We start from the raw sequence: 23,744 nt of genomic DNA on the forward strand, positions 1-23,744 counted from the left end.
TTAAGAAATTCCTGACTGATAAATGTCAGCCACGTGGTTAGAACGAAGGTGGATTTGTGGATAAGAACGATATTTTAACTCAATCATTATTAGCAATTGCTGGTATTCTTTTAATATGTATCGGAAGTTTCGCCATGACGACCCAAGCTCCATCAGTCTTTATTGCTATCTTGTACCTCTTAGTAGGTATCGTAATATTGGTGAGCGTGCTGATGAAATATTTGAAAAGAAACCGCAATAAACATTAAGCAAATGAAACAAGGGCGGAGACAAAATTTTGTCCCCGCCCTTGTTTTATTTACATTTATCAAATATATTATTTTTCTGGTTGCATTACTTCATCAATTAGACCGTATTCTTTAGCTTCATCTGCTGTTAAGAAGTTATCACGATCTGTATCTTTTTCAATTTGTTCAATTGATTGACCAGTACGTTCAGCTAAAATTTTATTCAATTTAGCACGTGTTTTTAAGATATGAGTAGCAGCGATTTCAATTTCAGTTGCTTGACCTTGCGCACCGCCTAATGGTTGGTGAATCATAACTTCAGCATTTGGTAACGCGAAACGTTTGCCTTTTGCGCCAGCTGCTAATAAGAATGAACCCATTGAAGCGGCCATACCGATGCAGATTGTTTGTACATCTGGTTTAATATGTTGGATTGTGTCATAAATTGCAAATCCAGCTGTTACGCTGCCGCCTGGTGAGTTGATATATAAATAAATGTCTTTCTCAGCATCTTGAGCTTGCAAGAATAACAATTGTGATACGATTGAGTTTGCTACGTTATCATCAATCGCTGAACCTAACATGATAATACGGTCTTTTAATAATCTTGAATAGATGTCATAAGCGCGTTCTCCGCGATTAGTTGTTTCAATTACTGTAGGAATTAAATTCATTACATTTCCTCCTTGTACTTTTATGAATTAACTATATTTTAACCTAAAAGTCAAAAATGGTCAAAAATTATACTCACCTTTTATTTTCTTTCTCCATATTGACCCTATAGTCGGTTAAAGGTACACTATTAATTGTCTGTTAATATTTACCCCTCGTAGTGTAATGGATAACACGTAAGATTCCGGTTCTTAAAATAGGGGTTCGATTCCCTTCGAGGGGGTTCCATAACTAATATTTATTAACCAGAAACGCTGATAAATAATTCAGCGTTTCTTTTATTTGCCGAAATTCGCCTTAAAATTTTCCTGCTTTTGACACTTTATAACCATTTCAATTTGCACTATTCGGTTCAATTTATCACTTTTTATATTAATTCTTCAATTTAAACTTTGCTAATAATTAGAATTATGTTAAAGTTTATATGTTTGAAAGGTTTCAACATTAGATAATATTCAGAAATTTTAGTAAATATTGTTTCTTGATTTTCGGGAGGTTCAAATGAAAAAAGTAATATTAGTATCCGGTTTAATGCTTTTCTCCTTATTTTTCGGAGCTGGCAACTTGATATTTCCACCAATGTTAGGTTATACCGCACAGGGTAATATGTGGGCTGGTATGACTGGATTTGCAATTACCGGTATTTTAATGCCATACATAACAGTTATCGTAATCGCCTATTATGACGGTGGTGTAGAATTTATAGGTAATCGTGTTCATCCAAAGTTTGGATTTATTTTTGCAGTATGTATTTATTTATCTATTGGAGCGCTTTACGGCATTCCGCGTGCTGCAAATGTCGCATATGAAATCGGCGCTAAATCTATTATCCCTGTCCATAACACTTGGACATTAGTTGGGTTTTCACTTGTATTCTTTATAATAGTAGGGTTAATTGCTTTATATCCTAATAGAATGGTAGACAATTTAGGAAAAGTTCTGACACCTGCGTTATTACTAGTAATCGGAGCGCTTTGTGTGGCTGCTATTATTCACCCAGAAGGCAAAGTCGGCGAACCACAAGGTAAATACGCTCAAGCGCCATTAGTTTCAGGTATCTTAGAAGGTTATTACACAATGGATTTAGTGGCTGCACTCGCCTTCTCAGTTGTTATTGTACAAAGTTTCAAACTAGCGGGCATTTCAGATAGTAAGAAGATTGTTAAAAATGTGATTTTAGCAGGTTTGATTTCAGCTGTTTTGTTAACAGTCATTTACTTTTCACTTGCCTATCTCGGTATTACTACAAGCAAGCCAGGATTTAAAAATGGAGCGAGTATCCTAACTTATAACTCAGTCAGATTATTTGGAGCTTTCGGTAATATATTATTTGGGGTTATCGTTATTCTAGCATGTTTAACGACATGTATCGGCCTCGTCAACGCAAGCTCAGCATTTGGAATGAAGAAATTTCCTAAAATTTCATATAAAACCTATGTTATTGCTTTTTCATTAGTTGGATTCTTAATTTCAACTTTAGGATTAAATATGATCTTGCAAATTGCAGTACCATTGTTGACATTTATTTATCCGATTTCTATTGTGTTAGTACTCATTTCGTTAATTGCTATTGTGATACCTACACATTTAAAAATCGCATATATTCTACCGACTATTTCAACATTGATTATCTCGGTACTTGAGATTTTTAATACTTTTAAATTAATTCAGCCTTTAAACGGTTTATACCAAGCATTGCCTTTGTCTGAACAAGGATTGGCATGGTTATATCCCTTCTTAGTATTAACATTTATCGGTATTATTATCGACTTCGTTAGAAATCGAAATAATAGGTCCTCACATTGTACTGAAGCACAGAAAGTTTAAATAATCGAATATAAATTTAATCTTGCTATTAAGCCGATGGAATTGGTTTCTATTTCCATCGGTTTTATATTTTTTCTGCTGATTTTTCACAATATTTTTATATTGAGCAAACCCGTTTTAATTTAAGTTTCATGTGTTAAAATTAAAATTGCATTTTAAAGGTGATGGGGTTAGACAGAAATATTGTCCAATCCCCCGTTTGTGCTCGATGACATATTGCCATCTTGCGAGCATTTTGCATAATTAATGGGACGTGTTAAAACATTTGTCCCTATTTCTTTATGTAAATTTTGAAATTCCCATTAAACAATTTTCATTCATATTAATTATTTAAAGAAAGGTAGGTTTGTAATGGAGCAAAAGTTTAATTACAACTTAATCACAACTGTGTTCTTTATAACAGGTATTGCAGTTATGTGCAGCCTTTATTCTGCTATCCCCTTGATGCCTGTTATCGGTAAAGAACTTCATTTAAGTGAGAGTGCAACTACTCTGATCGGTGTCGTATTCTCTATTTCTTATTCAGTCAGCTGCATGTTCTATGGAATTATTTCAGATAAATTCGGCAAGAAAAAAGTGATTCTTATTGGTTTATGCGGATTAACTTTAACTACACTTGCAATTGGATTTATTCATAATTTCATTTTGCTTTTAGTAGTAAGGGTTTTACAAGGTATGGCTGCAGCAAGTTTCTCACCTGTATCACTCACATATGTTACTGAAGTGTTCCCAATCAATAAACGTGTTACTGCAATCAGCTTTATCAGTACAAGTTTCATGTTATCCGGTGTTATCGGCCAAAACTTAAGTGATATTATCGCTGCACATATGAGCTGGCGTATTGTCTACTTTATTTTGACAGTCGTTTATATTCTATTGGCAATTTGGATCTTGCGTACTATTCCTAAAAGTCCGTATCATACGCCAGATACAAAATTCTCTGTGTTCTTTAAAAATATGCGACACATCTTTGACAATAAAGGGATTGTGTTATGTTTCTTCGTATCGCTCACAATTCTCACTTCATTTGTTTCGATGTATACAATATTGAATGAGTTTTTAACATCCAAAGCGATTCACGCAGATTTAACTATGATTTCCACTATTAAATTATTTGGTTTAATCGGTATGGTGCTTGCACTATTAGCTGGACGTGCGAGTGATTTCATTGGTGTTAAAAAGGTATTGCTTATTGCATTGCTTACAAGCGGTATTTCAATTATTTTAATGGGACTTACTCATAATATTGTTCTGATTACTACATTCAGTATTACCTTTATCGCAGGTATTGCATTTGCCGTTCCATCTGTCATTTCACAAATCGGTTTATTAACAGATAAAGATAAAGGATTCTACCTTTCTATAAACACATTTATGCTGTTTATTGGTACAGCAATCGCGCCGGTTTTATCTCTAAGATTATTAGAATTGCCTTCATTCACGATGATGTTTATAGCTTTATCTATCGTTAATTTTATCGGTTTAGTTATTGCATTCTTAATTCCAAAATCACAATTTGTTGATTAAGAAATGAGATAAAAATGGCTGAGACATTGATTTGTCTCAGCCATTTTTTACATATCGATATGTTCGCCGCTTCGAATTTTATCTGCCAACTCATTCAATTTACGCAAACGATGATTGACACCTGATTTTGAAATCGTACCAGTAGAGACCATCTCACCTAATTCTTTGAGTGACACGTCTTGATTCTCCACACGCAACTTGGCAATTTCTCTCAAGCGATCTGGTAAATTCTCTATCCCAATCTCTTGATCAATCAGTTGAATGCTTTCAACTTGGCGCATGGCAGCACTTACTGTTTTATTTAAATTTGCTGTTTCACAGTTGACTAACCGGTTTACGGAGTTGCGCATATCACGCACAATGCGTACATCCTCAAATTTCAGCATTGCTTGATAGCCGCCTATCAAACTCAAGAAATCCGATATTTTTTCCGCTTCTTTCAAATAAACGATACTGCCTTTCTTTCGTTCCAAATGTTTAGCATTCAAATCATATTCATTCATTAATTCAGTTAATCCTTCTGAATGGTTCTCATATAAAGAAAAGATTTCTAAATGATAAGATGAAGTTTCAGGATTATTTACAGATCCGCCTGCTAAAAAGGCACCTCTGAGATAGCTGCGTTTCATATCATCATCTTGAATCATTTCAGGTGCAATTGCATGGGTGAAAACGCCATCTTTCAATATGCCTAATTCATCTAAGATTTCTTTAGATTTTACCTTCGTACGACAAATATAGATATTATTTTTCTTTAGTTTCATTTTCTTACGAACAAGGATTTCTACCTCAATATTAAAAACTTTTTTGATTAAAGAATAGATACGTCTTGCAGTTGTAGCATTTTCAGTTTGTACATTAATCACAAATTGCTGATTAGATAAACTGAGGGCTCCATTCATACGTATCAAGGCGCTTAATTCAGCCCGCGCATTTTTTTCATCGACATCTATTCTTGTTAATTCGTTTTTCATGTCTGATGCAAAACTCATGCTGCGCCATTCCTTTCTTTACTTTTTTCTTTTTTTAGGTTTAAACGGAATTGTGCTTGTCAAATCTAGAGCTAAATCATAAATCATCCGAGCAAGTCGCGTAGTATTGTGTCTTACTCGATTCTTCTCAGAAATATGCACTAAATCAGGGTGAGTTAAGGGTATAATACCTTCTGCTTCAATATCTTCTTTATGATATTTAACTGGTTCGGCACATTCTTTACGATAATTTTCTAAAATTTGATTGCTATAATCTTCATTTCCGCAACAAATGACATAATCGATAAAGTTCGTACCCATATGTCGATTTAATGCATGTACATGATCCATAACATCAAAGGCATCTGTTTCCCCGTGTTGTGTCATGACGTTAGATACATATACTTTAGGTGCATCGCTTTCTTGTATAGCGTCCCCAATACCTGGAACACACAAATTCGAAAGCACACTTGTATAAAGTGAACCAGGCCCTAAAACAATTAAATCCGCATGCTCTAATGCATCAATCGCCTCTTCCATCGGCTGTACATCAGCAGGTTCAATAAATACACGTTTAATCTTCTTTTGGCGTTTTGGAATATTAGATTCGCCATAGACGATTTCCCCATCTTCCATTTCAGCATTCAGACGAATACTAGAATTAGTAGAAGGAATCACACGTCCTTTAATATTTAATATTTTACTTAGTTCTTTTACTGCATGACCGAAGTCATCTGTAATATTGGTCATCGCTGCAATAAGCAGGTTACCTAACGAATGCCCTTCCACTTGATTGTCTTGGAAACGATATTGAAACAATTCTTTTAAAGTAGGTTCTGTATCACTTAAAGCTGCAATAACGTTTCTGATATCTCCAGGGGCCGGTATATCCATCTCATTGCGTATTTTACCTGTACTGCCGCCGTCATCGGCTACAGTCACAATAGCAGTAATGTCAATCGGATAATCTTTTAGACCACGCGCCAAGACTGAGAGTCCTGTGCCGCCTCCGATTAATACAATTTTAACCTTTTTCATTCTCCACGCCACTTTCAATATGTGCATCCCGATGATGGACATACACATTATAGTCATAACTTTCGTTTAAATCCTCGGCAAGACGTTTCGCTAAGGCAACCGAACGATGTTGTCCACCAGTACAGCCTATTGCAATCACTAGCTGTGTCTTGCCCTCTTTCTTGTATCCCGGAATCATAAACTTCAATAAATCTAACAACTTGTCATAAAAGATAGCCGTCTCTTGCCATTTCATGACGTATTGATAGACTGCGTCATCTACCCCAGTCAAAGGTCTCAATTCTTTTACGTAAAATGGATTAGGTAAAAAACGCACATCAAATACTAAATCTGCATCTTGTTGAATACCATGTTTAAACCCAAAACTTGTCACACTGATACTGAAAGTTTCAATATTATCTCGATTGAACAACTCATCTATTTGCGCGCGTAATTCTTTAGGTTTAAGTGCTGTTGTATCTATGACAAAGTTTGCAAAACTACGGATTTCTGATAATAAGTGTTTTTCTTCTTGAATCGCATCTATCAAAGAACGTTGTCCATTATCATTTAATGGATGCGCACGACGTGTTTCTTTATATCTAGAAATCAGCTTAGCTTCACTCGCTTCCACAAACATCACATCTACAATAACATGGTTTTGACTGCGAAGTAAGTCTACTTCTTTAACTAAGGATTTGAAAAATTCTTGCCCGCGTAAGTCGATCGCAATCGCTACTTTTTGCAGTGACGGATTCCCTTGTTCCATCAATTCTACAAACTTAGGAAGTAAAATCGGCGGTAAATTATCCACACAAAAATATCCTAAATCTTCTAAGCTTTGAAGCACAACAGACTTCCCTGCACCTGACATACCGGTAACTACTAATAATTCACTTTTATTTACGACTTCATTTTCTTCATGTTGCATTTTGCCACCATCCTGTTTAAATTCGCTCATAATATCCTCATTATATTCAATACTATCACATTCGTCTCATGGATTGGCATTGCAAACGCAGAATATGTAAAAAGGTTTGAATAATACACAGAAAATTTACATTCGTGCAATATTCAAACCTTGTTCGTTTTTTATTATGCTTCTGTTGCTAATTTATCTTTAACTTCTTCGATATATGCTTGTGCATTTTGTGCAGCAATGCTGCCATCGCCTGTAGCAGTTACGATTTGTCTTAAACCTTTTTCACGTACGTCGCCGGCCGCATAAACACCTGGAAGTTTAGTTTCCATTTCATCGTTTGTCACAATATAGCCTGCATCGTTCGTAATGCCTAGATCTTTAAATGGTGTAGTCAATGGTTTCATACCGATATATATAAATACACCGTCTGCAGGCAGTGTTTCTTCTTTGCCGTCCACAGTAGATTGCAATGTCACTGAACCGACTTTGCCATTTTCTTCATTGATAGATGCTAACGTATGGTTCCAGATAAAGTCCATTTTTTCATTTTTAAAGGCACGATCTTGTAAGATTTTTTGAGCACGTAATTTATCTCTGCGGTGAACCACTGTCACACTATCAGCAAATTTAGTCAAGAATGCACCTTCTTCAACAGCTGAGTCGCCGCCGCCGATTACGAATAATTTTTTACCTTTGAAGAATGCACCATCACAGACTGCACAATAACTTACTCCGCGTCCGCCTAATTCTTCCTCGCCAGGTACGCCGATTTTTTTGTATTCTGCGCCAGTTGTAATGATAACAGCATATGCAGTTACGGATTTGTCTCCGTAAAAGATTTCTTTGATATCACCTTTATCTTCAATGCTTTTAATATCACCATATTGATAAACTGCACCGAATTTTTGTGCATGGTCAAACATTTTTGTAGATAAATCAGGTCCTGAGATAGATTCGAAACCTGGGAAGTTTTCTACATCTTCTGTATTTGCCATTTGTCCGCCGGGTACTCCGCGTTCAATCATTAGTGTTTTTAAATCTGCACGAGAAGCATATACTGCCGCAGTCATTCCTGCTGGACCTGCGCCGATAATTACAACATCATAATCCGGTTGTTGATTAGCCATTAATATTGCCTCCTATCTTCATATCATCATGTATTATATTATAACGTTCTCTTTAAATATAACGATTTGCTCAAAGTATGCCATAAGCAAATTGTTATACCCTACTTTAATTCTAAACTTCTAACAGAATATTAATTGCTTTATTTAAACCGTAAGTCGAAATATCAAACCACTCTGCAGCTTGCTTCTTAGTTACTTTTTGTTCAGTTTGTCTGAAAAATAAATATACAAACGCTGCTACATAACCTTCAACTTGCTCTAAATCATAGCCGCTTGCAATCAAACCTCCTGCACGATCAATCCAAGCGATAAATAAATTATGGTAATGACGTAATGTTTCATGCTCATATAATGCTAACATGCCGCGGTGAATAAAATCTAACTTTACTAATTTTAATCCTTTAATGAGATAAGTAAGGTACAGCTTTTCATATTCATCCATTGTTTCTAATACTGCCCAAACTTCTTCCGTAATCAGCAGTTCTTTTCCTTTAACTTGATTTAATAAAAAGATGCCGTAAATACGGGCATGATTATCTTCACTCGTTAATAAAGGCAGAATGTTGGATTGGAAGAAATTATCATTTTCAGAAATCACCCAAGGAGGGTAACCAGGGGTGCTCTTAGTTATTTCTTGCAGCTTATTCCAAAAATGAATACTCTGTTCTTTATTTCCTAGGAAATAATAGTTATAACTTAAAGCATGAAAGAGTTGAATAGAAATAAATTTCCCTTTTTTATATAAAGGGAAAAGTAGTTTCTGAGAGGCTTCATATTTTTTCAAATAACTAAGTACAATGCCTAATTTAAAGGTTTCATCTTCATTCATAGGCACGACTTTAGATAGTAATTGCAGATAATTAGGATATGCCTTATCCTTCGTGTTGTAGAGTAGCAAGGTATAATGGCATAATGCATGAACGTCAGTTTGATTTTCTTTTAAGAGCTGTTTCAGCATCGTTCGCGCTTGATCGTAATCACCTAGATACAAATAGCTCATAGCTAAGAGATTGCGAATACTATGATGTGCGCGAATCTTCATGTCTTGTCTCAACACATAATCTCTGGCATCTTCTAATCTGCCTTGTGAAAAAAGATGCTGGAAAATCATTTGAACCGCAAAGGCTTGGCTTTCTTTTTCTAATTTATCCAAATCATCATAAACCACTTCAAACATTTCTTCTAATTCAGAACGATAATCTTCATCTTCTGCTTCTAATACATAATTCATTCCGAAACAAAAAGCTTTATTTGGATCGTTCAATGTAATGTAAAGCTGGCTTAATTGGAAAAAAGCGTCTGCCAGGTGGTCTCCTTTGGCTATATAATCATAATAACGCTCTGCCACGTTGCTGCCTCGGCCTATTTCTTTCAATGCTTGGGTATAATCAACGAGCAATTCAAAGTCAGAAGGTGACAATTCAAGGGCTTTTTGATAATACTCTGCTGCTTTATGATAATCTTTTTGTTTCATCTTAGATTCTGCAATTCTTTTGAAAAAAGCAGCATCTCTTTGCATCGGTATGACATTTTTATGTTGATTTTGTGCCATGGATTGTCCCTCCTTTCTAACTATAAACGTATTTGCATAGGATTGCCGAATGCTAATGCATTATCCGGAATATCTTTACTCACAATCGTACCTGCGCCTACACGTACATTGTTTCCTATAGTTACACCAGCCAAAATAGTTGAGTTAGCGCCTATTAAAGTATTATTGCCAATCACAACTTCTCCAATACGATATTCTGAGACTAGAAACTCATGCGTCAATATTGTGGTATTATAACCTATTACGCAATTATCACCAATTCGAATTAATTCTGGATATAATACATCTGGCATTACTTTATAAGCAAATGCGGTTTTTTTACCGATTTTCATACCTAAACAAGCACGGTATATCCATAGTTTTAAAGGTAACACTGGGATAAACCGCGCAATTTCAATTAACAATGTTTGTCTGAACACTTTAGAAAAGTTGATTATTTTATACATGCGCCATAAAGGATTAGTATGAGGAAAATGATTAACAATCTTTTTATAATGTCTCAAGTCATCACTCTTTTCTATTTAGGCCACGGTAATGCCTTAGTATCTTTGTATTGGGAAGGTTGAAACTTAATGCGTCGATAAACAATCATGCCGATACTAATAACTATCAAGAGAATGGATACGAGTTGAGCTACACGGATATTGCTTGTCAACATTAGGCTGTCTGTACGTAAACCTTCTACAAAAAATCTTCCGATAGAATACCAAATTAAGTAAATAAAGAATGTTTCACCAATACGTAAGTGCTTGCGTAAAAATAACAATAGTGCAAATCCAATTACATCCCAAATTGACTCATATAGAAATGTTGGTTGGTAATATTTGCCGTCAATATACATATTATTAATAATAAATTCAGGGATATGCATATTTTCTAAAAAAGCTTTAGATACTGGTCCGCCATGTGCTTCGTGATTCATAAAGTTGCCCCAACGTCCAATACCTTGCGCTAAAATAATACTTGGTGCAATGATGTCTCCGATTTGCAAAGGATTGTGATTATTACGTTTGCAAATAATTACCCCGGTAATGAATCCACCTATCAAGCCTCCGTGAATAGCAATACCTCCATGCCAAATCATAGGGATTTCAGCCGGGTTGGCTGCATAATAGGGCCATTGGAAAATAACAAAATAAATTCGTGCGGAAATAAATCCAAAGATGGCACTCCAAAAGATAATATCTATTAAAGCATCTTTATGTAATCCTATTCTTTTAGCACCCTCTTGTGCAATAAAGTAACCTAATAAAATACCGGTTGCGATAATGATTCCGTACCAACGCACTTCTACCGGACCTAGGTGAAAGGCTATAGGATCAATGTAAGCCAAATTCGACATCATCACTCGTTCTCCTCTTTATGTTCATTTTTACGTAGAATTTCAGCATTTAATCGTTCATTAAACTCTTCGGCTGTATTAATTCCCATAATATTCAAGCGGTAATTCATTGCTGCAACTTCAATAATAACAGCCACGTTTCTGCCTGGACGTACAGGAATTGTTTTTTTCGTGATTTCAGTTTCTAGAATACGCAACGTCTCTTCATTTAAACCGACACGATCATATAATTTATCTTTATCCCAATTTTCTAAGTTGATATTCAAGCCGATTTTTTTCTCAGTTAAAATAGAACCTGCACCGAATAAGGTCATCACATTAATAATACCTAACCCGCGAATTTCTAATAAATGTTCAATGAGTTTCGGTGGCTTACCAATGAGTTCATCTTTTGTAATTTCACGTATTTCCACATTATCATCTGCTACTAGACGATGACCGCGTTTAACAAGTTCTAAAGCGGTTTCGCTTTTACCGATACCTGAATCCCCTGTAATAAGCACGCCTACACCGTAAACATCGACAAGGACGCCGTGCAATGATGTCGTTTTAGCCAGTTCATGTTCTAGATAGGTTGTCAGCCGGCTCATTAAGCTAGTTGTAGGGTCTTTAGAAGTAAGTAATGGTGTACCTAGTTCTTTTGCTGCAGTAATTAATTCTTCAGGGGGTTCAATATCACGCGTCACAATAATTGCTGGTGTATCTGGACGACATAATTTACGTAATCTGCCGTGACGTTCTTTATCAGGAAGCAGATTGTAAAAAGAAAGCTCAGTAGTGCCTAATAATTGAATACGATCTGATGCATAATGAGAAAAATAACCTGCCATTTCTAACCCTGGTCGAGAAATATCTGTATTATGTATTGGACGATCCAATCCCTCTTCACCTGCAACGAGTTGCAACTTGAATTTATTAACTAACGCTCTTGCAGTTAACATAATTTCACCTCAATCCTCAATTTCCTTTATCTCTTCTTATCTCTATCATATCAAAAAAGATTGTCTTTAAGTTATCGGTTTAACGATTATTACTTGATACATTCTACCATTTTTTGACAATGTTCAAAAATTTATTCACTTTTTCTTAGTGGAAAACATTTTATGTATTGGAAAGGAGCGGGATAGAAATAAATTTTAAATTTATTTCTATCCCGCTCCGATAAAGACTTCTTATTTTGTTGTTTCAGCTTTATCGCGTTCTAAAACTTTTTTCAAATATTTGCCTGTATAAGAATCTGGTGACTCTGCAATTTCTTCTGGCGTTCCGGTTGCAACTATTGTACCACCGCCATCACCGCCTTCAGGTCCTAAATCAATGATATAGTCCGCTGTCTTAATGACGTCTAAGTTATGTTCAATAATAACTACAGTGTCACCGTTTTCTACAATACGATTCAACACTTTCAATAAACGGCTGATATCATCAACATGCAAACCCGTTGTCGGCTCATCTAATATATAAATAGAACGTCCAGTAGAACGTTTATGCAGTTCAGATGCAAGTTTGACACGTTGTGCTTCACCGCCAGATAAAGTCGTGGCTGGCTGTCCTAATTTAACATAGCCCAAACCAACATCTACTAAAGTTTGCAATTTACGTTTGATTTTAGGGATATTTTCAAAGAAGTGAGTAGCTTCTTCTGCAGTCATATCTAATACATCTGCAATATTTTTACCTTTGTATGTGACTTCTAAAGTTTCGCGGTTGTAACGTTTCCCTCCGCACACTTCACAAGGTACATAGACATCAGGCAAGAAGTGCATTTCTATTTTAATAATACCGTCACCTTTACAAGCTTCGCAACGGCCGCCTTTGACATTAAAACTAAATCGTCCTTTTTGGTAACCACGAATCTTCGCTTCATTCGTTTGTGCAAAAACATCGCGAATATCATCGAAAACGCCTGTGTAAGTAGCTGGATTTGAACGTGGTGTTCTACCGATTGGAGATTGGTCGATATCGATCACTTTATCCAATTGATCGATACCTTCAATTTCATCTACTTTACCAGGTCTTACTTTAGATTTGTTAATCTTTTGCGCAAGTGTTTTATATAGCACTTCATTTACTAAAGAACTTTTTCCAGAACCAGACACCCCTGTAACGACAGTCATTGTAGAGAGTGGAAAATCAACATTGACGTCTTTCAAGTTATTACTGTTAGCGCCTCTGACTTTCAATCTGCGCTCTGTAGCTGGACGTCTGTATTCTGGCACTTCAATACGTTTCTTGCCGCTCAAATATTGACCGGTTAAGGATTTCTTATTGCGCATCACTTGTTTAGGAGTACCGCTGGCTACAATTTCGCCGCCATGTTCTCCGGCACCTGGTCCTACATCTACTAAGTAATCCGCTTCTCTCATCGTATCATCATCATGTTCAACGACAATGAGTGTATTACCTAAATCACGCATTTCTTTCAACGTTTCAATTAAACGGTCATTATCACGTTGATGCAGGCCGATAGACGGCTCATCCAACACATAGAGTACGCCTGACAATCTGGAACCGATTTGAGTAGCTAAGCGAATTCGTTGTGCTTCACCGCCAGAAAGTGTACCAGATGAACGATTCAATGTTAAATAATCCAAGCCGACATTATTTAAGAAATACAGTCTGGAAATGATTTCTTTCAAAATTAAGTCTGCAATTTTTCGGTCTTGCTCTGATAAATCAATGTTTTCAAAGAAATCTAACGCCTCTTTAATTGAATACTCCACTACTTCTCCGATATTCAAACCTGCTACATAAACAGATAATGCTTCTTTGCTCAAACGTTTTCCATGACACGTTTCACAAGGAAGTTCAGTCATATATTTACGCATCACTTCACGAACATATTCAGAAGGTGATTCATGAAAGCGTCTTTCAATATTCGGAATAACGCCTTCAAATGGCATAGTACGCGTGCGTTTTTGTCCATTTCGTGATTCAAAAGTAAATTTAATTTCTTTATCTTTCGAACCATGCAAAATAATATTCTTTTGACGATCAGTCAACTTTTTGAAAGGTTTATCCATATTAATTTTATACACTTCGCATACACGTTTTAAAAGTGTTGGATAAAAATCTGAACTCTTAGGTTCCCAAGGTACAATAGCGCCTTCTGCTAATGATTTATTCGGATCAGGCACAATTAAATCAACGTCTGCTGTTAATTTTTGACCCAATCCATCACAATCAGGACATGCACCGAATGGACTGTTGAAACTAAACATGCGCGGTTCTAATTCACCGATACTGAATCCGCAAATTGGACAGGCATGATTTTCAGAGAATTTCAATTCGTCTCCATCAATAATATCAACCGTTAAGTTGCCATCTGCTAGTTCTAAAGCTGTTTCAATTGAGTCAGCTAGTCTGCCCTCAATTCCATCTTTAACTACTAAGCGATCGACAACTACTTCTATCGTATGGTTTTTATTCTTGTCTAACTCCGGTACATCGTTAATATCTAATATTTCTCCGTCAACACGTACACGCACGTAACCTTTTTTACTGATATCTTGTAATAGCTTTTCGTGTGAACCTTTACGATGATTAACAACTGGTGCCATTAATTGAATTTTAGTTCGTTCTTCTAATTCTAATGTACGGTCCACCATTTGTTGAACTGTTTGTGATTCTATTTCAATTCCATGTTCAGGACAATATGCTTTTCCTACTCTTGCATACAACAAACGAATGTAATCATATATTTCTGTTACAGTTGCTACTGTTGAACGTGGATTTTTACTGGTAGTTTTTTGATCAATTGAAATTGCTGGCGACAATCCTTCAATTGTGTCCACATCTGGTTTATCCATTTGTCCCAAGAATTGACGTGCATATGCACTTAGCGATTCGACATAACGACGCTGCCCTTCAGCATAGATTGTATCGAACGCTAAGGAAGACTTACCAGAACCTGATAAGCCTGTCATCACAATTAATTTATTCTTCGGTAATTCTACATCTACATTTTTTAAGTTGTGCGCTCTGGCACCTTTTACAACTATGGATGGTTCTTTCATCTAGATATCACCCTTCTGCCTTTAATTCGAATAACATATCTCTCAATTCCGTTGCTCTTTCGAAGTCTAAATCTTTCGCTGCTTTTTTCATTTCTTTTTCTATATTGGCAATTGTTTTTTCTCGTTCTTTTTTCGTTAATTTTTTAGGAACTACTTTTTGTTCTTTTTCATTTTCTTCATCTGTCTCTACTGTTGCGCTGATAACATCATGAATTTTCTTATGAATCGTTTGCGGAGTAATGCCGTGTTCTTCATTATATTCATTTTGAATCTTACGACGACGTTCTGTTTCATCTATGGCATATTGCATAGAGTCTGTAACTTTGTCAGCATACATAATTACTTCGCCATGTTCATTACGCGCAGCACGGCCGATCGTTTGTACCAATGAACGTTCAGAACGTAAGAATCCTTCTTTATCAGCGTCTAGAATTACTACAAGAGAAACCTCTGGTATATCGATACCCTCTCTTAACAAGTTGATACCTACAACTGCATCATAAGTCCCCATACGCAAGTCTCGAATGATTTCGATACGCTCTAAAGTTTTAATTTCAGAATGCAGATAGTTTACTTTAATACCCGCTTCTTTAAGATAAGTCGTTAAGTCTTCACTCATTTTTTTCGTCAAAGTAGTAATTAAAACACGTTCATTTTTCTCTACTCTATCTTGAATTTCACTTAACAAATCATCAATTTGATTTTTAGTAGGTCTGACTTCAATTTTAGGGTCTAACAAGCCAGTAGGTCGAATAATTTGTTCAGTCATTTTATCTGTATGTTCTAATTCATAAGGTCCAGGTGTTGCTGAAACATAAACTAATTGTTTGGTTTTTTCTTCAAATTCTTCAAAAGTTAAAGGTCTATTATCAATTGCACTCGGCAAACGGAAACCATGATCAATTAACACTTGTTTACGTGCTCTGTCTCCGTTATACATTCCTCTGATTTGCGGTAAAGTTACATGAGACTCATCAATCATTACCAACCAATCATCACCGAAGTAATCAAGTAACGTGTAAGGTGTGGAACCGATTGGGCGTAAAGTTAAATGAACAGAGTAGTTTTCAATTCCTGAACAAAAGCCCATTTCTCTCATCATTTCCAAATCATAATTGGTTCTTTGTTCCAATCTTTGAGCTTCTAATAGTTTATTTTCAGAACGTAACTCTTTTAGACGTTCTTCTAATTCTTTTTCAATTCTTTCAATCGCCAATTTCAACTTTTCATCACGTGTTACATAGTGAGATGCCGGGAAAATTGAGAAGTGTTCCCGTTGTCTTAAGACTTCTCCAGTTAAGTAATTCACTTCGCTGATACGATCAATTTCATCTCCGAAAAATTCCACACGAATACATATTTCTTCACGTGAAGCTGGAAAGACTTCAACTACATCTCCGCGAACTCTGAAGGTACCACGTTTAAAATCAATATCATTTCTGGTATATTGAATGTCCACTAAGTCTCTTAAAAACTGACTGCGGTCCATCTCCATGCCTTCTCTGATGTTTACTACTAAGTCACTATATTCTTCCGGATTCCCTAATCCAAAAATACAGCTGACACTAGCCACAATAATTACATCATCACGTTCAAATAGAGAACTTGTTGCGGAATGTCGTAATTGATCGATTTCGTCATTGATTGTTGCATCCTTTTCAATAAATGTATCAGTTGAAGGAACATAAGCTTCTGGTTGATAATAATCATAAAAGCTGACGAAATACTCTACTCTATTTTCTGGAAATAGCTCTTTAAATTCATTGTATAATTGACCGGCAAGTGTCTTGTTATGTGCGATAACAAGTGTCGGTTTACCTACTTCTTTAATCACATTGCTCATTGTAAAAGTTTTACCTGTCCCTGTCGCACCTAACAATGTTTGATGACGTTTGCCCGCTTTAATACCCTCTGTAAGCTCTTTAATCGCTGTAGGCTGGTCACCTTGAGGTTCATAACCAGAGACAATTTTAAATGGATGGTGTTCCATGCAATCAACAATCTCCTTTTATTTATATTCACATAATCATATTCTATCTTGATATCAATGTACTAAAATATAAATCGGCTGAGACATCCTCGTTGTCTCAACCTCATTTTCAGATGAAGAACATTATGATTTGTTCAATCCGCACTGTCTGTTTGTACATTTAATTTAACCCTATTTGCTAATCTATATATTCTCATTTTGGCTTTATCTCAAACTTTTTGTATCATAAACTATTTTAACAGATTCATCCGAAAAAATACAAACATCTGTTCGTAAGGTAAAAAGTTTTTTTAAGACGAAAAAAGCACTTGCCTTAAAAGTGACAAGTACTGAAATTTATTATCTGATTCATTCTTTTTAACGATCTTCATCTTCGTGCTGTTTGTGAAGATTCAATTGATCAACAATGACAAATCCCGCTAACAACGATACAACATCTATAAAAATAATCCACTCATTATGGAAGAAACCTTTATAAATTGACCCGCCAATCAACGTCAATGTTACAATTGCACCTACCCATTTATTTTTAGTAACTACACTGAATAATACAACTAAAACGCAAGGGAAAAACGAAGCACAAAGATACCAAACGAGAACCATAAGTTGTCACCCATCTCTTTTATTTAAAATCGACATTGTTAATTCTCGCAATTCCGATCGTGGAATGAAGTTTTCTGTCAACATTTCCGGAATTACATTATCGATAAAGTCTTGTACCGATACTAAATGATCAAACTGCATAATTGTTTCTAAAGACATCTCATAAATTTCGAAGAACAAATCATCTGGATTTCTCTTTTGTATTTCACCAAATGTTTCATAAAGCAAATCGATTTTATCAGCTACTGCCAATATTTGTCCTTCTAAAGAGTCATCCTTACCTTCTTGCAGCCTTTCTCTATAAACATCTTGATATTCAGGAGGAAACTCTTCTCTGATAAAGTTATCAACCATTTCCTCTTCGACTTGTGAGAACAACACTTTCAAATCGCGACTTGCATATTTTACAGGTGTCTTGATGTCTCCTGTAAAGACTTCTGCAAAGTCATGATTCAAAGCCTTTTCATATAAATTTTTCCAGTTGATTTCGTTACCGTGCGCTTCTTCTACTGTACCTAAGTATTGAGCAATCTTAGTAACTTTGAAAGAATGCGCAGCTACATTATGTTCAAAATATTTAAATTTTCCAGGCAAGCGTATTAGCTTTTCTAGATCTGATAGTCTTTTAAAATATTGATGTACACCCATATTCAGCTCACCCCTTGTCTATTTAATGAGTTATTATACTCGAAAAGTTGACATTCTTGCAAGAACTTTGAAAATACAATTTGATTTTTTACATTCGCTTGTCTTTTACCCTTTCAAGCCAGATTCAATAACACTTTTTTAAAATAAAAGAGCACTATCCTCAAAATTAGAGAACAGTGCCCTTGTATATTATCCATATATGATATTGATTAATGAATAAAGTTATATGAAGCTGCTTGTCCAGCTGAAAGTGTACGTGAAGTAACGACACCTGGTCCATAACCATAGTTCATTTCAGAAACACGAACTGAACCATCACCGTTTACGCCTTCTACGTATGCTACATGGCCATATGCACCTGCTGAAGATTGCATAATTGCACCCGCTGCTGGCGTGTTATTTACAGTACGTCCTGAAGCAGCTGCTGCGCTTGCCCAGTTATTCGCATTACCCCATAATGAGCCAGCTTTACCGCCTGCACGATCAAATACATAATAAGTACATTGACCTGCAGTATAGTAGTTAGCACCTGAATAATTTGAATATGATGCTTGTGTTGCTGCTGGTGCACTATAAGATGTTGTGTTTGTGTTATATGAAGTATAATCTGAGTTTGTTGCAGGAGCACTATAGTACGAATAACCAGATTGAGCAGGCGCTGTATATTCGCTGCTGTCATTAGAATAGTAAGTTGTCGGTGCTGCATCTTTATGTTCTACTGTTCTGTAACCTGAATGTGTCGGTTGTTCTGTATGCTTCTGTTCTTCATTGTAAGATTGTTTTTCAACTTCTTTAACCGCTTTGCCTGTATATAACGCTTGTAAATGTGCTGCGCCTTTATCTGAAACCGCTAAAATGTCACCAGGTAAAATTAAGTTAGTAAGTCCCGGGTTAAGTTCTTTCAATTTTTCAATTGAAATTTTATGCGCTTTAGCGATTGAATTTAAAGAATCTCCTGCCTTCACCTCAACAACATCTGTGTCCGGTAAAACTAATTCAGTGTCCTTTTTAACGTCTTCTTGATTTAATTTATTTAAATTTTTAATTTCGTTCGTAGTAGTAGCAAACAAAGCTGCAACATCACTTAGTTTAGCGTCTTCTTTAACTACATGAGTTTGTTCTGCATTCGCAACGCTATTTAATCCTGTAAAAACTGTCACCGATGCCGCTGAGAGTAATAAAGCTTTCTTCATTTATTAGTTCATCCTTTGCTGTCAATTTAAGTGAACTAAATATAGCATAAAAATTAACGCAATGGATTGATGTTAAACAGTTGTAATATAACCGTTATAATACCCTCAATTCTTTATTCTCAAACTTTTTTGCAAGATATTTATCACACCTTGATATTATAGGAATAAGCAGCGCTTTTAAAAATGCTGTAAACTACTTTTCAGTAACATTAAATCATGCATATTGCATTTAAAATTTTATTAAATAGGAGCTGGGCATAATAATGTCCAGCTCCTTACTTTTCTTACGCTTCACGATTATCCATTTGTGTTCTTAAGTAAGCTTCAATAAATGGTCCGATTTCTCCATCCATCACAGCATTTACATTACCTGTTTCTTCATTTGTACGATGATCTTTCACCATAGAATATGGATGGAAGACATACGAACGGATTTGACTGCCCCATCCGATTTCTTTTTGCTCTCCTCGAATTTCAGCCATTTCACGTTCTTGTTCTTCTAATTTCAATTGATACAATTTAGATTTCAACATTTTCATAGCCGCTTCACGGTTTTTAATTTGCGAACGTTCATTTTGGTTATTGACCACAATTCCAGTTGGATGGTGCGTAATACGGATAGCAGATTCTGTTTTGTTAATATGTTGTCCGCCGGCTCCGGATGCTCTGAAAGTATCCACTGTGATATCATCTGGATTAATTTCTATTTCAATCTCATTATTACTGAACTCAGGAATCACATCACAAGATACAAATGAGGTATGACGACGTCCAGATGAATCAAACGGTGAAATACGTACCAGACGATGTACGCCTTTTTCTGCTTTCAAGTAACCATAAGCATTGTGTCCTTTAATGACTAGCGTTACACTCTTAACGCCCGCTTCATCACCCGGCAAATAATCTGCCACTTCTACTTTAAATCCTTGTTGCTCTGCATAACGTTGATACATACGCAACAACATACTCGCCCAGTCTTGCGATTCCGTACCGCCCGCGCCTGGATGCAATTCTAAAATCGCATTATTCGCATCATAAGGTCCATTCAATAATAATTGCAATTCAAATTGATCTAATTTATCTTTAAATCCGATTGCTTCCTCTTCTAAGTCTGCTTTCAAATCTTCATCATATTCTTCTGCCAACAATTCATGAGTGGCAGTCATATCTTCTAATTCCGCTTCTAATTCACGATAACCATTGACCACATGCTTCAATGCATTATTTTTATCGATAACTTCCTGCGCTTTTTGTTGATCGTCCCAGAAATTCGGGTCCGTCATCATTTCTTCATATTCTTGGATATTCGTCTCTTTTTCTTCTAAGTCAAAGAGACCCCCTAAGTTGATTTAATTTCTCTTCATAATTCGCAAGATTACGTTTAATTTCAGATAATTCCATATTCATATCGCTCCAATACCTGTTTAATTTTCAAGAATACCTTTATTATTTTAGCATACATTTAAGACCCTGTTGGATTGAAAAAAAGACCGCTGTAGGCCGTCAGAAAGAAACTCCGCTGATTACTGAGTCCCTTTCCTAAAGCGATTTAACAGTGGTCCTTCAAATGTTGAATTATTTTCCGTGGCAATTTTTATATTTTTTGCCGCTGCCGCATGGACATGGGTCGTTACGGCCAATGTGATTGTCTTTGACAACAGGCTTAGGTTTGACTTTTTCCTTGCCGTCTTCTGCAGATACATGTTGACCTTGATATTCTTTTGCTTTATCACGTTCAATATCGTCATCTACTGTAATGACAGATTTTAAGATATACTTGCTGACATCTTCTTCAATATTCACCATCATAGTGTCAAACAATTGATGTCCTTCATTTTGATAGTCACGAAGCGGATTTTGTTGTCCATATGAACGCAAATGAATACCTTGACGCAATTGATCCATCGTATCGATGTGGTCAGTCCAACGTCCATCAATAGAACGTAATAGAATCATACGCTCAAACTCATTGAATTGTTCAGGAATATTAGCCTTTTGTGCTTCATAAGCTTTTTCAATTTTAGCCCAAACAGTATCAAAGATATCTTCACGATCTTTACCTTTGATTTCTTCTTCTTTTACTTCACCTTCGTGCAAGAAGACGTCCTCGATAAAGTTGATAAACGGTGTATAGTCAATTTCATCAATTTCTTCATTCACATAATATGTGATTGCGCGATCTAATGTAGAACGCATCATCGTAATTACCAGTTCTGAACTTGATTCGGAATCGATAATATTATTACGTTCGTTATAGATAATTTCACGTTGTTTACGTAATACTTCATCATATTCTAAGATACGTTTACGTGCATCGAAGTTATTACCTTCAACACGTTTTTGCGCAGATTCAACTGCACGTGACACCATTTTTGATTCTATCGGTGTAGAATCATCCATACCTAATCGGCCCATCATTTTTTGTAAACGTTCAGAGCCGAAACGTACCATTAATTCATCTTGCAAAGATAAGTAGAAACGACTTTCGCCACGGTCGCCTTGACGTCCAGAACGACCACGCAACTGATCATCGATACGGCGTGATTCATGACGTTCTGTTCCGATAACAGCTAAACCGCCTAATTCTTCTACACCTTCGCCTAATTTAATATCTGTACCACGACCGGCCATGTTAGTGGCAATGGTTACTGCGCCTTTTTGACCTGCAGTAGAGACAATTTCTGCTTCGCGTTCATGATTTTTGGCGTTCAAGACATCATGACGTACGCCGCGTTTTTTCAGAAGTTGTGAAATATATTCACTGGTTTCAACGGCTACTGTACCTAGAAGAATCGGTTGTCCTTTTTTGTGTTTTTCTACTACGTCTTCCACTACCGCATCAAATTTGCCTTTTTGACTGATATAAATCAAATCTGGTTTATCTTCACGCTGAACAGGACGGTTTGTCGGAATCTGCGTTACCGTCATATTGTAAATATTTCGGAATTCTTCTTCCTCTGTTTTCGCTGTACCTGTCATACCAGCTAGCTTATTATACATACGGAAGTAGTTTTGGAAGGTAATAGAAGCCATTGTTTTAGATTCATTTTGGATTTGTACACCCTCTTTGGCTTCAATTGCTTGGTGCAGACCTTCAGAGAAACGACGTCCCGGCATTGTACGTCCTGTAAATTGGTCAACGATTAATACTTCACCGTCTACAACCATGTAGTCGACATCACGTTGCAACGTATAATTAGCGCGTAACGCTGTATTGATATGAGTAATGATATCTACGTTGTTTAAATCGTATAAGTTATCCAATTTGAACATACGTTCAGCTTTATCAGCACCTTGGTCTGTTAACTGTACTGATTTCGTTTTTTCATCATAGTTATAGTCATCTTCTGCTTTCAACATTTTAGCGAAGACGTTAGCTTGAGTATATAAGGAAGTTGATTTTTCAGCTTCGCCTGAGATAATCAATGGCGTACGTGCTTCGTCGATTAAAATAGAGTCAACCTCATCAATAATAGCGAAATGCAATGGACGCATAACACGTTCTTCTGAATAATTCACCATGTTGTCGCGTAAATAATCAAAACCGAGTTCATTATTTGTACTATAAGTAATATCTGCATTATAAGCTTCACGCTTTTGTTCTGTTGAAAGACTGTTCAAGTTTAATCCGACTGATAAACCTAAGAAGTTATACAACTCAGCCATCTCTTCACTTTGGAAACTTGCTAAATATTCATTGACTGTAATAACGTGTACGCCGCGTCCTGCTAAAGCATTTAAATACGTCGGCATTGTTGCAGTTAATGTTTTACCTTCACCCGTTCTCATTTCAGAAATATCACCGTTATGAATGGCGATACCTCCCATGATTTGTACTGGGTAGGGTATCATATTGAACACACGTTTAGATCCTTCACGTACGAGTGCAAAGGCTTCTGGTAAAATTTCGTCTAAAATTTTATTTTGCTTTTGTACATCTTCTTCTGCTTGCAATCTTTCTTGAAATGCTTTGGTTTTATTTCTGATTTCTTCATCAGTAAGAATCGACATTTCTTCTTCTAAAGCGAGTACTTTGTCAGCTTGCTTACTTAGGCGTTTAATTTCTCTCTTATTGCCGTCAACAATTTTTGTTAAAAAACCCATTCTGTT

The 23,744-nt window shown here is 36.0% G+C and carries 19 protein-coding genes, 1 tRNA gene and 1 pseudogene; 4 read left to right on the forward strand and 17 right to left on the reverse strand.

Annotated features, from left to right (window positions below; genetic code table 11):
* Positions 1–56: 56 nt before the first annotated feature.
* Complete coding sequence (locus CKV71_RS10225) at positions 57–248, forward strand: hypothetical protein (protein ID WP_095106458.1); 192 nt, start codon at positions 57–59, stop codon at positions 246–248.
* A gap of 68 nt (positions 249–316) precedes the next feature.
* Here the strand turns inward: CKV71_RS10225 and clpP are convergent, their stop codons facing one another.
* Positions 317–901: an ATP-dependent Clp endopeptidase proteolytic subunit ClpP gene (gene clpP, locus CKV71_RS10230; RefSeq protein WP_015899677.1), complete on the reverse strand. Its 585-nt coding sequence runs from the start codon at positions 899–901 to the stop codon at positions 317–319.
* Positions 902–1,050: 149 nt separating this feature from the next.
* On the opposite strand from clpP, the gene CKV71_RS10235 reads away from it, so the two are divergent.
* The 3 genes from CKV71_RS10235 to CKV71_RS10245 all read left to right on the forward strand — a co-directional run bounded on the left by CKV71_RS10235 (position 1,051) and on the right by CKV71_RS10245 (position 4,253).
* A tRNA-Arg gene (locus tag CKV71_RS10235) sits at positions 1,051–1,122 on the forward strand.
* A 278-nt stretch (positions 1,123–1,400) separates the two neighbouring features.
* Complete coding sequence (brnQ, locus tag CKV71_RS10240) at positions 1,401–2,726, forward strand: branched-chain amino acid transport system II carrier protein (protein WP_095106460.1); 1,326 nt, start codon at positions 1,401–1,403, stop codon at positions 2,724–2,726.
* Positions 2,727–3,077: 351 nt separating this feature from the next.
* The gene (locus CKV71_RS10245; protein WP_095106461.1) at positions 3,078–4,253 is read left to right on the forward strand and encodes an MFS transporter; all 1,176 of its coding nucleotides are present in this window, start codon (positions 3,078–3,080) and stop codon (positions 4,251–4,253) included.
* A 47-nt stretch (positions 4,254–4,300) separates the two neighbouring features.
* On the opposite strand, the gene whiA is transcribed toward CKV71_RS10245, so the two are convergent.
* From whiA to secA, 16 genes and pseudogenes are all read right to left on the reverse strand, one after another.
* Positions 4,301–5,245 (reverse strand): DNA-binding protein WhiA, encoded by a 945-nt coding sequence (gene whiA, locus CKV71_RS10250; RefSeq protein ID WP_095106463.1) that lies wholly within the window; start codon positions 5,243–5,245, stop codon positions 4,301–4,303.
* 18 nt (positions 5,246–5,263) lie between these two features.
* Positions 5,264–6,262, reverse strand: coding sequence for a gluconeogenesis factor YvcK family protein (locus CKV71_RS10255; protein ID WP_095106464.1), 999 nt, complete (start codon positions 6,260–6,262; stop codon positions 5,264–5,266).
* Complete coding sequence (rapZ, locus tag CKV71_RS10260; protein ID WP_095107315.1) at positions 6,249–7,172, reverse strand: RNase adapter RapZ; 924 nt, start codon at positions 7,170–7,172, stop codon at positions 6,249–6,251. Before rapZ ends, CKV71_RS10255 begins: the two co-directional genes overlap by 14 nt.
* Positions 7,173–7,336: 164 nt before the next feature.
* Complete coding sequence (gene trxB / locus CKV71_RS10265; RefSeq protein WP_095106466.1) at positions 7,337–8,290, reverse strand: thioredoxin-disulfide reductase; 954 nt, start codon at positions 8,288–8,290, stop codon at positions 7,337–7,339.
* A 112-nt stretch (positions 8,291–8,402) separates the two neighbouring features.
* Positions 8,403–9,842 carry a tetratricopeptide repeat protein gene (locus CKV71_RS10270; protein ID WP_095106468.1) on the reverse strand — a complete coding sequence of 480 codons (1,440 nt, stop codon included), beginning with the start codon at positions 9,840–9,842 and terminating at the stop codon, positions 8,403–8,405.
* Positions 9,843–9,862: 20 nt separating this feature from the next.
* Complete coding sequence (locus CKV71_RS10275; protein ID WP_371684976.1) at positions 9,863–10,345, reverse strand: acyltransferase; 483 nt, start codon at positions 10,343–10,345, stop codon at positions 9,863–9,865.
* Between the two features lie 4 nt (positions 10,346–10,349).
* A complete protein-coding gene (locus tag CKV71_RS12795; protein WP_371684985.1) occupies positions 10,350–10,424 on the reverse strand; it encodes a hypothetical protein in 75 nt (24 codons plus the stop codon).
* Positions 10,423–11,187: pseudogene (gene lgt / locus CKV71_RS10280) on the reverse strand (prolipoprotein diacylglyceryl transferase); the annotation flags it as partial. The pseudogene lgt and the gene CKV71_RS12795, both read right to left, overlap by 2 nt.
* A complete protein-coding gene (gene hprK / locus CKV71_RS10285; protein ID WP_095106472.1) occupies positions 11,187–12,125 on the reverse strand; it encodes an HPr(Ser) kinase/phosphatase in 939 nt (312 codons plus the stop codon). The pseudogene lgt and the gene hprK, both read right to left, overlap by 1 nt.
* A gap of 231 nt (positions 12,126–12,356) precedes the next feature.
* Positions 12,357–15,200: an excinuclease ABC subunit UvrA gene (gene uvrA, locus CKV71_RS10290; protein WP_095106474.1), complete on the reverse strand. Its 2,844-nt coding sequence runs from the start codon at positions 15,198–15,200 to the stop codon at positions 12,357–12,359.
* 7 nt (positions 15,201–15,207) lie between these two features.
* Complete coding sequence (gene uvrB, locus CKV71_RS10295) at positions 15,208–17,190, reverse strand: excinuclease ABC subunit UvrB (protein ID WP_095106476.1); 1,983 nt, start codon at positions 17,188–17,190, stop codon at positions 15,208–15,210.
* 357 nt (positions 17,191–17,547) lie between these two features.
* Entirely contained in the window at positions 17,548–17,793 is a 246-nt protein-coding gene (locus tag CKV71_RS10300; protein WP_095106478.1) for a CsbA family protein, read from the reverse strand.
* Positions 17,794–17,799: 6 nt separating this feature from the next.
* Complete coding sequence (locus tag CKV71_RS10305) at positions 17,800–18,441, reverse strand: YfbR-like 5'-deoxynucleotidase (RefSeq protein WP_095106481.1); 642 nt, start codon at positions 18,439–18,441, stop codon at positions 17,800–17,802.
* A 209-nt stretch (positions 18,442–18,650) separates the two neighbouring features.
* Entirely contained in the window at positions 18,651–19,634 is a 984-nt protein-coding gene (locus tag CKV71_RS10310; protein WP_095106483.1) for a COG3942 and LysM peptidoglycan-binding domain-containing protein, read from the reverse strand.
* Between the two features lie 284 nt (positions 19,635–19,918).
* Positions 19,919–21,035 (reverse strand): peptide chain release factor 2 gene (prfB, locus tag CKV71_RS10315; RefSeq protein ID WP_126557814.1). Its coding sequence is split into 2 segments (ribosomal slippage): positions 19,919–20,962 and positions 20,964–21,035, totalling 1,116 coding nucleotides; the frame shifts between segments, so codons are not numbered across the junction.
* Positions 21,036–21,209: 174 nt separating this feature from the next.
* Positions 21,210–23,738, reverse strand: coding sequence for a preprotein translocase subunit SecA (secA, locus tag CKV71_RS10320; protein WP_095106487.1), 2,529 nt, complete (start codon positions 23,736–23,738; stop codon positions 21,210–21,212).
* Between the last annotated feature and the right edge of the window lie 6 nt (positions 23,739–23,744).

The organism is Staphylococcus piscifermentans, assembly GCF_900186985.1.
Classification (GTDB): Bacteria; Bacillota; Bacilli; order Staphylococcales; family Staphylococcaceae; genus Staphylococcus; species Staphylococcus piscifermentans.